Raw genomic sequence first — 9,813 nt, 5'->3', positions numbered from 1 at the left:
AAAAATCATTATGAATGAGTTGAGGCAAAAAACAACCCCCACCCCTCATGATTGAGGGGCAGGGGAGTTGAGGTGCCGTAGGCACTTTTTTATTAAAAATTAAAAAATAAATCTTGAATTATTTTCGGAGAAGGGTTATTATACAGAAAAGATTTGAAACAATGCAATAGTGTAAAATGTATTGCAGTGGGACAGGAACTCAGAAAAGGTAATGGGATTATGAATAAGGATTTTAACATTCAGGAATATATGACACGCGGAGTAGAAAGGGTAGTTTCAGATGCGATAAAAGCTACTCTCAAGAATCCGAAAGAAAGTGTTTATATGGCGAAGTTTGCTCTGGCAACAAAGGCAGCATCAAAGAAAAGGGCAAAGCTGGAGGCAGAGGGCGAGCACATTCCACCGTTCCTCATCGCAAGCATAACCAGCAGCTGCAACCTTCACTGTGCAGGCTGCTATTCCAGATGCAATAATGCTACAAACGACACTGAGCCCGTACAACAGCTCACTGACGATGAATGGCTCAAAATCTTCAATGAGGCCGATGACCTTGGAGTAAGTTTTATACTTTTGGCGGGTGGAGAGCCGCTTCTTCGTAAAGGAGTGATAGAGGCTGCCGGAAAAAAACAGAATATACTGTTTCCGATTTTTACTAATGGTACATTCATGACAGAAAAGTATTTCGACATGTTTGACCAGAATAGGAATCTTATCCCGATAATGAGTATCGAGGGTGAGAAAGAAGCCACAGATAACAGACGTGGTGAGGGAGTCTATGACAAGCTCATATCAAATATGGATGAGCTTAAGGAGCGCGGACTTATTTTCGGTGCTTCAGTGACTGTGACCACGGAAAACATTAAAGATGTTTCTTCAGAGAGTTTCATTGGCAAGCTGTCTGACAAGGGATGCAAAGCTGTTATTTTTGTTGAGTTTGTTCCCGTGACTGATGACTCTAAGTATCTTGCACCGGGTGATGAGGATAGAGAATATCTGAAAAATGAAATCATGAGACTAAGACAGGAACACCCCGAGATGGTATTTGTGTCCTTCCCCGGCGATGAGAAGAGCTCAGGTGGATGCATTGCAGCCGGTAGAGGATTTTTTCATATCAATTCACATGGAGGCGCTGAGCCTTGCCCGTTTTCACCATATTCGGATATAAACGTAAAAGACACATCTCTCAGAGAAGCCATGAACTCAAGATTATTCAAAGCTCTTCAGAAAGAAGGTGTACTCATGGATGATCATGATGGCGGATGTGTTCTCTATGAGAAGAGGCATGAAGTAGAAGCACTTCTTGGGGTAATCTGACAAAAAACTTCTTGACAGTGATTTGTCAGTCAATTATACTTACAACTAATAATTTTCAGAAAGGTAGACGCTATGGAAAGACTTATTCTCGTCAAAACAGGCGTGGTCATTACAACATCCGTGAATATGATTCAGGGGTCTGTTTTTGATATGTATGATGAGGATAAGGATAATTGTAGGGCATAGCTAGTGCTTTATAACTTACATAGTATACAAAGCCTCATCAAGCGAGAGTTTGATGGGGCTTATTTTTTTAGGAGGTGGCCGATGGACAATTATGTTGATGAAAGAGACTACAAATTACTGGAAAGCTCTGTACAATAGGCTAATTGCTGTTAAAGGGCATCCCTTTTTGATATATTAGAAAAATAGGAGGAGCGACGGATGTTGAAGGACTTTTATGATGAGACTGAACCAATAGTAAAATTGGAACATTTTTATGGGGAACAAAAGCACTTGGTTGATAAGTGCATTATTATTTTTTCAAAAGAGATTCATGACCATATTCTGGAAAAATTTCATTGTGAAGAGATCGCTTCGCTAGGGGGATGTAACGGAAGTATACCTATCTATTGTCTTGAATATAAAGGTGAAAAGATAGCATTTTACCTGACATCAATAGGCTCCGCCGTTGCATCGAGTGCCTGCTATGAAGCACACTGGTTAACCGGTGCGACTAAGTTTGTAATGTTCGGTTCCTGCGGAAGCCTTGATCCGGAACAGACCACCAGAAGGTTTATTGTCCCGACAGAGAGTTACAGAGGTGAGGGCGCTTCATTTTACTATGCTCCGGCCAGTGACTACATTGATATTAAGGGCTGTGATAAATTAGAGGCTATTTTCACAGAACTCAAGGTGCCATATGTAAAAGGGCGTGTCTGGACAACGGATTCTATGCTCAGAGAGACAAAGGGACTTGTGGCCAAAAGAAGAGAAGAAGGCTGCATAGCAGTAGAGATGGAGCTTGCGGGAGTCCAGGCTGTGTGTGATTTTTACGGACTTGAACTGTATGATTTTCTGGAAGCCGGTGATGTACTGGCAGATAGCGGATATGAAGTGGAGGCACTCAATGCAGCAAACCATGATCTGGGCAAGTTCTATATTGGCTTGGATATCGCGGTAAGGATATAAAATAATTTAGGGTGAAATCATAGGAAGTGGCGGTCTGGTATATCATGCAGACAGAGATGTTTGGGAAGTTGGATACAATATCAGAAAAGACCAGTGGGGACATGGCTATGTTCCGGAGGCAATGCAGGGAATAATTGATCATATTTCAAAGACCAGAAAAATTCGAGCTATTGAAGGTCAGTTTGCAGCAGAGAACCACAAAAGTCAGCGGGTAATGGAAAAGCTTGGGATGCATTACTCACATGACAGCGAGTTAGTGAAGCTTGATGGGAGCAAAAGGTATCCTGCAAAAACTTTCATTAAGGAGTTTTGATTGAAATGATACTTGTCACAGGGGCTACAGGATTTGTTGGAAATAAAATAATGGAAATCTGCAATGGTGTCGTTGCAGCGCCATCGCTCAGGAACGCATCTGAGGAGCAGGTCAGACGGATTATCGAAGAGAGTGGTGCGGATACCATCGTTCATACGGCAGCCATATCGGATATAGGAGCCTGTGAGGCAGATTCGGAGGCGTCTTATATAGCAAATGTTCAGATACCATGCTTCATTGCCAAAGCAGCAGAAGGAAGAAAACTTGTATGCTTTAGTTCTGATCAGGTATACAGCGGTCTTGAGGATGATGGACCTTATACAGAAGAAAATGTAAAACCTGCAAATATCTATGCAGAACACAAACTTGAAATGGAGCAGAGAGTTTTGGATATCTGCCCTGATGCAGTTATGCTTCGCGCGGAATGGATGTATGACTATTATCTAAAAAAGCCCAATTACTACATGAACATAATAAATGCCAAGGAATCAGTAGCGTTCAGCTCAATGCAGTACAGAGGTATCACCTATGTAAAGGAAGTTGCTGAGAATATAGAAAGAGTCATAGCATTACCCGGCGGATCTTATAACTTTGGAAGCGAGACAGATAAGTCCATGTATGATATTACAAAGGAATTTGTAAGTGCGCTGGGGTTGGATATTCAGGTAAATGATGCTCCTGCAAGGCATAATCTGTGGATGGATTGTTCCAAGGCGAAAAAGTACGGTGTTGTTTTCAGCAGTGTTTCGGAAGCTCTGTTACAGTGCGCCGAGGATAATGGTAGAGAGAGTAAATAAGATGCTTGCGGCATATGCAGGAGGATATATGAAAATCGAAGAAGAAATAATCACACTAAAAGATGGAAGAAAGCTTACTCTGAGATCTGCGGAGGAAAAAGATTCGCAGACAATGATTGATTATATGGTCAAGACAGCTGAAGAAACGCATTTCCTATGCAGATATCCTGAGGAGATAAATCCTGATCTTGAACACGAAAAGAAGTTCCTAAATGATATTCTGGAATCTGAGGGCTCTGCATTTTTCTCGGTTTTTGATGGAGACAGGGCAGTTGGTAATTGTTCTATATCAGCTCATAGCAAGCATGTTAAGCTCAAGCACAGATGTGATTTAGCGATTGCATTGGAGCAAGATTTTTGCGGATGCGGCCTGGGGACAATTCTAATGACAAAGGCTATAGATAAAGCAAGGGAGCTGGGCTTTGGGCAAGTTGAACTTGGCGTATACGCTGACAATGACAAAGGATTAGCCCTTTATAAGAAGATGGGATTTCAGGAGATGGGCAAGACTCTAAGAGCATTCAGGCTTAAGGATGGTACATATATTGATGAAATCAACATGGTTCTCTTTTTGTAAAAACAGAAGATAAATTGGGGGATGTTAAAAATGAAGATAGAACATGTTGCAATGTATGTTAATGACCTCGAGGCAACCAGGGACTTCTTTGTGAAATATCTTGGCGGAAAATCCAATGATGGTTATCACAATGTGAATACGGATTTCAGGTCATATTTCATCTCATTCGATGATGGAGCAAGGCTTGAACTCATGAAAAAGCCCGGGCTTGTTGATGCCGAAAAACATCTGTTGAGGACAGGGTATATTCACATAGCTTTTTCTGTGGGCAGCAGGCAGATGGTTGATGAGCTGACTAAGCTTCTTAAAGATGATGGCTTCGAGGTTGTAAGCGGACCCCGGACTACAGGCGATGGATATTATGAAAGCTGCATTGTTGGTATTGAGGGTAATCAGATAGAAATTACTGAATGAGGTGAAATATACAGACATTTTTATGACAAGTTACTACTTTTGAAAGATGAGATGAATACTGAAGCTGCGAAGGAAATTGCCATGAAGAGACACGAATACATGGAAGGTTTTTTGAAAGAATACTTTGAGGAGTTGGGCGAATAGAGATGATAGAACAATTTAGTATGGACTACCTTCAGGATTATTTTGAAGGGTTTGATGAAGAAATAACAAAGTATCAGTGGCCGGATCCATTTGAGAGTGTTGATGATGCCAGGGAGCTTTTACAAGGATTTCTTGATGGGGTGAAGAACGGTGAAACAATACTTCTTTCTGTGCTGTCAGAGGATGGTGAGTTCATAGGGAGCTCGGAAGTGCATGGGCTTTCAGAGGACTGCTGTGAAGTCGGTGTTTGGATTAAAAAGTCCGAATGGAATAAAGGACATGCATATACTGCATTAAAAAAGGCTCTTGATATTGCTCGTACCAAGTATGGTAAAAAAGAATTTTTTTACGAGGCGGATATCCGCAATATTGGAAGCATGAAACTCCTTCGTAAGTTTGAAGATGAATATGAGATCATTGAGCAAGAACTTGAGAAGGTAACCACTGATTCCGGAAAAGAGCTGGAACTCCAAGGGTATATCATGAAAGTCAGGGAATAGGATGGAATTAAGGAAACATCAAAAAATGAAAAGACAGAAAATCATACTGGGATGGATTAGAATTGTCATAGGCTTGTTTGTATTTGCCTTTGGCGTTCATCTGACAATATTTGCAAATATAGGACTTGCACCATGGGACTGCCTGGGAATGGGAATATCATATCATACGCCGCTTAATTATGGAGTATCCATGACACTTGTTGCTATTGCCGTTCTTGCAATAGATTTGATCATGAAGGAAAAGATAGGCTATGGAACAATAATAGATGCACTTCTGACCGGGAATTTTGTCCAATTTTTCAACAGCGTAAATCCTTTACCTCTCAACAGTAATCTGTGGAGTGGAATAGTCATTATGCTTATGGGTTTTGTTTTCATGGCGCTTGGAATGGCTGTATATATGAAAAGTGAACAGTGCTGCGGACCGAGGGATGCACTGCTTGTCGGATTGGGGAAGCGGATGTCGCGTATCCCGATTGGAATTGTCGAGATTATACTCTGGTCAGCAGTCCTCGTGGCAGGAGTGCTGCTTGGAGGACCGGTAGGCATAGGTACAATACTAAGTACTTTTGGTGCAGGGATTGTGATGCAGATAGTATATAATATTATTAGGTTTGAACCGCGAGAACTGCATCACAGAGGAGTGACAGAGGTTTCGAAAGTGCTTATAACCAGGTAAAACGGGCTATTGACTAAGTTCATGATGGAGAATGAATACTATGAAAATATATATAGCAGGACCATTATTTAATGAAGCATTAGAATGGTGCGATACCATACTGCTTATTTTTGACGGAAGAGTACCGGATGAAGGTGCATGCTTCGAACTTGGTTATGCATATGCTAAAGGCAAAAGGCGATTTGAATCCAAATATTTAGAGCTAAGCGGGGATTATTCTCCGCATAGTTTTTTTACTCATTTCATCAAGAAACACTTGCGAAGAAATAATAAGTCATAATGAAGAACCCATATCATGGGAGGGAAGAGAGATACCACTTTCATTGTATGGTAAAATAGTATGTTATGAAGGGGGAACAGCGCTGAGATACTCGGAATTTTTCACTATGCTTCAGAATGAGCTGAGTGAAGAATACAAAAGACAACATGGCTGAAATTGCAGTTAAAGGGAAAAAATTAAGCATGGAATATCTTGATATAGTTGATGAAAATGGTAATCCTACAGGTGAAACTGTGGAGAGAGCCTATGCACATAGGAACGGAGTCCGGCATAGGACTTCACATGTATGGATTCTTAGGAAGCGGGAAGGGAAGATCCAGGTTTTGCTTCAAGAGAGGGCGGATACAAAATCCCTTCCCGGATGCTACGATATTTCAAGTGCAGGACATATCACAGCAGGGCAGGATTTTCGTGAATCCGCAGTGAGAGAACTGCATGAGGAATTAGGGTTTCGTTATCATAATCTTGAAAATTTCCGGAAATAGGTAAGGAGAATAATTGAATATGAATAAGAAGATTATTGCTACTGTGATTTACTTAATTGGAATATGCTGCGTACTTTTCTTTGGGGTAAGTGCATTGGGTGGTGGGAACACTGTAAGTAATCCGCAGGCGATGATTCCTTTTACGGAATTTGAGAGAAATATAATAATTCTGGGGATAGGGTTCATTCCTATGATAGCCAGCTGTTTGTTTATGTTATCAGCTTATGGCATTAAGGAACGATCTAAAAAGATATTAGTTCTTATCCCTGGAATTGTGACAGGAATACCTTTTGCAATAGGTGTCTGCTTTGTAACATATTTGCTCTTTCTTGGAATGCTTGATGTGATGGGAATGAGAGGGTAATGGTATGAAAATTCTTGTTGTTGGGGGAACCAGATATTTTGGAATCCCCATGGTTAATAGCTTACTTCAAAAGGGGCATGAAATTACGATTGCCACGAGGGGCAACTCAAAGCCGGATTTTGAAGCCTCTGTGGATTATGTTGTTATGGACAGGATGGATTCTCAAAGTGTTAATGAAGCTCTGGGCGGTCGGCATTTTGATCTCATAATCGACAAGATTGCCTATAGCTCCAAGGATGTAAAGGCACTTTTGGAAAACGTAACCTGTGACAGATATATTCAGATGTCTACGTGCTCTGTTTATCCCAAGGATCATCCTGATATCACGGAGGATGAGTTCCCCTCTGAAAAATATGAGCTACATTGGATAGATCGAATCAAGGATTATCAGGAAACCAAGAGACAGGCAGAAAGAGCGGTGTTTGAGTTCATGGATCCTGAGAACATTTCTTTTGTCAGGTATCCGATTGTTATGGGCGAGAATGATTACACCGGCAGACTGGATTTTTATATTGAGCACATAAGAGATCAGAAGCCCATGAACATTGATGATTATGATAAGGAGATGGCGTTCATCTACGAGAAAGATGCAGGTGAATTCATGGCATACCTGGCAGATCATTTTATAGCCGGCCCCGTAAATGGCTGCTCGAAAGCAACGGTTAAGATCTCGGAGATTATCAGATATATAGAAAAAGGCCTAGGCAAGAACGCTGTTATCAGTGAGCAAGGGGATGCTGCTCCGTATAACGGACTTGAAAATACACGTAGTTTTAGCACAGAAAAAGCGGAATCGACCGGTTATGGATTCCGTGAACTTGGTGATTGGTTATACCCGCTGATGGATGAAAGAATCCGGAAATTGGTCCTCTGACTTTATTTTTTAAAGTTAGGGGGCTTGTTTTTTTGTGGAATAGTATTATAATTAACATTGTACACAATTAAATGTAATAAAATGGAATATGCAGATTGAACGAAAAGGAGGATGCCATGAGCACAGCAGTCAGATATTATTCAAGATCAGGGAACACAAAAAAGGTTGCAGAGTATATTGCAGAAACAGCAGGTGTAGATGCTGTCTCAGTAGATTCAAACAATGCTGAACTTTCAGATAAAGTAGATGTCCTTTTTATTGGTGGGGCGCTCTACGCTTACGGTATTGATGAAAATCTGAAGCAGTACCTGAAGACATTATCCGGTGATAAAGTCGGCAAGGCAGTGGTTTTTTCAACATCATGGCTTTCAAAGCACGCACTGGACCTTATTAAGGATGCTCTGACAGATAAGGGGATCAAGGTTGAGAGCGATACCCTGTATTTTAAGAGCAAGGCTGTAGACGGCTGCAGGGATGAAGCAGTGAAGTTTGCAAAAAAATATATTTGACGAATATGACCAAGGAGGACATAAAGATGATCTATGATTACAAAGTAACTACAGGAACAGGTGAAGAACTTAACCTTGCTGATTACAAAGGGAAGATTATTCTGGTTGTGAACACAGCCACAGGTTGTGGTTTTACACCTCAGTACAAACCAATAGAGGAGCTTTATGAGAAATATCATGACAAAGGTCTTGAGGTGCTGGATATCCCGTGCAACCAGTTTGGCGGACAGGCTCCCGGTACAGATGAGGAAATCCATGAATTCTGCACACTTCACTACAATACAACATTCCCTCAGATGAAAAAAGCTGATGTAAACGGTGAGAATGAGCTTCCACTTTACACATACCTTAAATCTCAGAAGGGATTCGGAGGCTTCCAGGATCATCAGTACAGAGAATTACTTGAGAAGATGTTTGCAGAGGCGGATCCTGATTGGGACAAGAAGCCTGATATTAAGTGGAATTTCACAAAGTTCGTAATTGACAGGGAAGGAAACGTAGTTGCACGTTTTGAACCCACAGCTGATGTGGAAGATGTTGAGGCGTGCATAAAATCTCTTCTTTGAAAGTGTTTGGATTTATTAGTATTGACTCTGGCATATCAAGGATGTTTTGATTGAATCTAGAGCGGAAACTATACATCCCTTAGGATGAAAAATTGGAGGATACAACATGGAATGGAAAAAGATAGATGACAGTACATATCAGTATGATGAAGGTGGTGTGAGATTTTTCCTATTGCTTGGGACAGAGCAGGCGCTGCTGATTGACAGCGGTATGGAGGTTCATAACGCCAGAGAACTTGCGGGAGAGATCACAGAGCTTCCGGTCAGACTGTTTAATACACATGCGGACATGGATCACATCGGCAGTAATGATGAATTCGATGAAGTTTTGATAAATCCCGCTGAGCTTGTTAATTATGGCAAGCCGCACCCTTCTCAGAAGATAATTCCGATATATGACGGCGATGTTATTGATATAGGAGGACGCAAACTTCTGGCAATTGCTCTTCCCGGACATACGCCCGGAAGCACAGCGCTTCTTGATGAAAACAGCGGAATGCTCTTTAGTGGTGACCCGATCCAGGATGGCGGAATATTCATGTTTGGACCCATGCGTGATATGAGCGCTTACATCCACAGTCTAAAAAGACTTGAAAAATATAAGGGTAAGATAAAGGGTATATATGCAAATCATGGAACTTTGCCGGTGGATTTTTCAATAGTGGAAAAGCTTATCGAGGGTGCAAAAAAGGTTGAAAAGGGTGAGCTTATTCCGACAGAGAGGGATATGTTTGGCCAGACCGTCAAAGCATATGATGTCGGGGTGGCAACATTCCTTTGCGAATAAAAAATTTTCGATTATTTGGGATTATTAAGAGGTAGAACAGAAATGGACACAAATACAATTGATATCATGGGAGTAAGAA

At 41.2% G+C, this 9,813-nt stretch carries 15 protein-coding genes; all 15 read left to right on the top strand.

Annotated elements, in window-relative coordinates; translation table 11 throughout:
* Nucleotides 1-219: 219 nt before the first annotated feature.
* Nucleotides 220-1,314 carry a radical SAM/SPASM domain-containing protein gene (locus BMW61_RS16090; protein WP_091823944.1) on the top strand — a complete coding sequence of 365 codons (1,095 nt, stop codon included), beginning with the start codon at nucleotides 220-222 and terminating at the stop codon, nucleotides 1,312-1,314.
* A gap of 384 nt (nucleotides 1,315-1,698) precedes the next feature.
* Nucleotides 1,699-2,445, top strand: a complete 747-nt coding sequence (locus tag BMW61_RS16085; RefSeq protein ID WP_091823932.1) for a nucleoside phosphorylase — start codon at nucleotides 1,699-1,701, stop codon at nucleotides 2,443-2,445.
* A gap of 16 nt (nucleotides 2,446-2,461) precedes the next feature.
* Nucleotides 2,462-2,758: a GNAT family N-acetyltransferase gene (locus BMW61_RS16080; protein ID WP_081667980.1), complete on the top strand. Its 297-nt coding sequence runs from the start codon at nucleotides 2,462-2,464 to the stop codon at nucleotides 2,756-2,758.
* A 5-nt stretch (nucleotides 2,759-2,763) separates the two neighbouring features.
* Entirely contained in the window at nucleotides 2,764-3,555 is a 792-nt protein-coding gene (locus BMW61_RS16075; RefSeq protein ID WP_091823929.1) for an SDR family oxidoreductase, read from the top strand.
* Nucleotides 3,556-3,583: 28 nt separating this feature from the next.
* The gene (locus BMW61_RS16070; protein ID WP_026671377.1) at nucleotides 3,584-4,132 is read left to right on the top strand and encodes a GNAT family N-acetyltransferase; all 549 of its coding nucleotides are present in this window, start codon (nucleotides 3,584-3,586) and stop codon (nucleotides 4,130-4,132) included.
* A gap of 30 nt (nucleotides 4,133-4,162) precedes the next feature.
* Nucleotides 4,163-4,546 (top strand): VOC family protein, encoded by a 384-nt coding sequence (locus BMW61_RS16065; RefSeq protein ID WP_091823926.1) that lies wholly within the window; start codon nucleotides 4,163-4,165, stop codon nucleotides 4,544-4,546.
* A 146-nt stretch (nucleotides 4,547-4,692) separates the two neighbouring features.
* On the top strand, nucleotides 4,693-5,190 hold the full coding sequence (locus tag BMW61_RS16055; RefSeq protein ID WP_091823923.1) for a GNAT family N-acetyltransferase: 498 nt from the start codon (nucleotides 4,693-4,695) through the stop codon (nucleotides 5,188-5,190).
* Between the two features lie 25 nt (nucleotides 5,191-5,215).
* Nucleotides 5,216-5,869, top strand: a complete 654-nt coding sequence (locus BMW61_RS16050; RefSeq protein WP_091823920.1) for a YczE/YyaS/YitT family protein — start codon at nucleotides 5,216-5,218, stop codon at nucleotides 5,867-5,869.
* 40 nt (nucleotides 5,870-5,909) lie between these two features.
* A complete protein-coding gene (locus BMW61_RS22065) occupies nucleotides 5,910-6,149 on the top strand; it encodes a hypothetical protein (RefSeq protein WP_175475256.1) in 240 nt (79 codons plus the stop codon).
* A 125-nt stretch (nucleotides 6,150-6,274) separates the two neighbouring features.
* Complete coding sequence (locus BMW61_RS16040) at nucleotides 6,275-6,634, top strand: NUDIX hydrolase (RefSeq protein ID WP_330388539.1); 360 nt, start codon at nucleotides 6,275-6,277, stop codon at nucleotides 6,632-6,634.
* Nucleotides 6,635-6,653: 19 nt separating this feature from the next.
* Entirely contained in the window at nucleotides 6,654-6,998 is a 345-nt protein-coding gene (locus BMW61_RS16035; protein WP_091823917.1) for a hypothetical protein, read from the top strand.
* A gap of 4 nt (nucleotides 6,999-7,002) precedes the next feature.
* Complete coding sequence (locus BMW61_RS16030; protein WP_026499043.1) at nucleotides 7,003-7,872, top strand: NAD-dependent epimerase/dehydratase family protein; 870 nt, start codon at nucleotides 7,003-7,005, stop codon at nucleotides 7,870-7,872.
* A 116-nt stretch (nucleotides 7,873-7,988) separates the two neighbouring features.
* Nucleotides 7,989-8,381 (top strand): flavodoxin family protein, encoded by a 393-nt coding sequence (locus BMW61_RS16025; RefSeq protein WP_091823914.1) that lies wholly within the window; start codon nucleotides 7,989-7,991, stop codon nucleotides 8,379-8,381.
* Nucleotides 8,382-8,407: 26 nt separating this feature from the next.
* A complete protein-coding gene (locus tag BMW61_RS16020; protein ID WP_026499042.1) occupies nucleotides 8,408-8,947 on the top strand; it encodes a glutathione peroxidase in 540 nt (179 codons plus the stop codon).
* Between the two features lie 106 nt (nucleotides 8,948-9,053).
* The gene (locus tag BMW61_RS16015; RefSeq protein WP_091823912.1) at nucleotides 9,054-9,734 is read left to right on the top strand and encodes an MBL fold metallo-hydrolase; all 681 of its coding nucleotides are present in this window, start codon (nucleotides 9,054-9,056) and stop codon (nucleotides 9,732-9,734) included.
* Nucleotides 9,735-9,813: the final 79 nt, after the last annotated feature.

Origin of the sequence: Butyrivibrio sp. ob235 (genome assembly GCF_900109475.1) — a bacterium.
Lineage (GTDB): Bacteria > Bacillota > Clostridia > Lachnospirales > Lachnospiraceae > Butyrivibrio.
This window is presented reverse-complemented; position numbering and strand designations above follow the sequence as displayed.

What these genes read in the sequence shown, in the direction of transcription:
- BMW61_RS16090 (WP_091823944.1), top strand. Translation starts at nt 220, where the DNA reads ATGAATAAGGATTTTAACATTCAGGAATATATGACACGCGGAGTAGAA.
- BMW61_RS16085 (WP_091823932.1), top strand. Translation starts at nt 1,699, where the DNA reads ATGTTGAAGGACTTTTATGATGAGACTGAACCAATAGTAAAATTGGAA.
- BMW61_RS16075 (WP_091823929.1), top strand. Translation starts at nt 2,764, where the DNA reads ATGATACTTGTCACAGGGGCTACAGGATTTGTTGGAAATAAAATAATG.
- BMW61_RS16070 (WP_026671377.1), top strand. Translation starts at nt 3,584, where the DNA reads ATGAAAATCGAAGAAGAAATAATCACACTAAAAGATGGAAGAAAGCTT.
- BMW61_RS16065 (WP_091823926.1), top strand. Translation starts at nt 4,163, where the DNA reads ATGAAGATAGAACATGTTGCAATGTATGTTAATGACCTCGAGGCAACC.
- BMW61_RS16055 (WP_091823923.1), top strand. Translation starts at nt 4,693, where the DNA reads ATGATAGAACAATTTAGTATGGACTACCTTCAGGATTATTTTGAAGGG.
- BMW61_RS16050 (WP_091823920.1), top strand. Translation starts at nt 5,216, where the DNA reads ATGAAAAGACAGAAAATCATACTGGGATGGATTAGAATTGTCATAGGC.
- BMW61_RS22065 (WP_175475256.1), top strand. Translation starts at nt 5,910, where the DNA reads ATGAAAATATATATAGCAGGACCATTATTTAATGAAGCATTAGAATGG.
- BMW61_RS16035 (WP_091823917.1), top strand. Translation starts at nt 6,654, where the DNA reads ATGAATAAGAAGATTATTGCTACTGTGATTTACTTAATTGGAATATGC.
- BMW61_RS16030 (WP_026499043.1), top strand. Translation starts at nt 7,003, where the DNA reads ATGAAAATTCTTGTTGTTGGGGGAACCAGATATTTTGGAATCCCCATG.
- BMW61_RS16025 (WP_091823914.1), top strand. Translation starts at nt 7,989, where the DNA reads ATGAGCACAGCAGTCAGATATTATTCAAGATCAGGGAACACAAAAAAG.
- BMW61_RS16020 (WP_026499042.1), top strand. Translation starts at nt 8,408, where the DNA reads ATGATCTATGATTACAAAGTAACTACAGGAACAGGTGAAGAACTTAAC.
- BMW61_RS16015 (WP_091823912.1), top strand. Translation starts at nt 9,054, where the DNA reads ATGGAATGGAAAAAGATAGATGACAGTACATATCAGTATGATGAAGGT.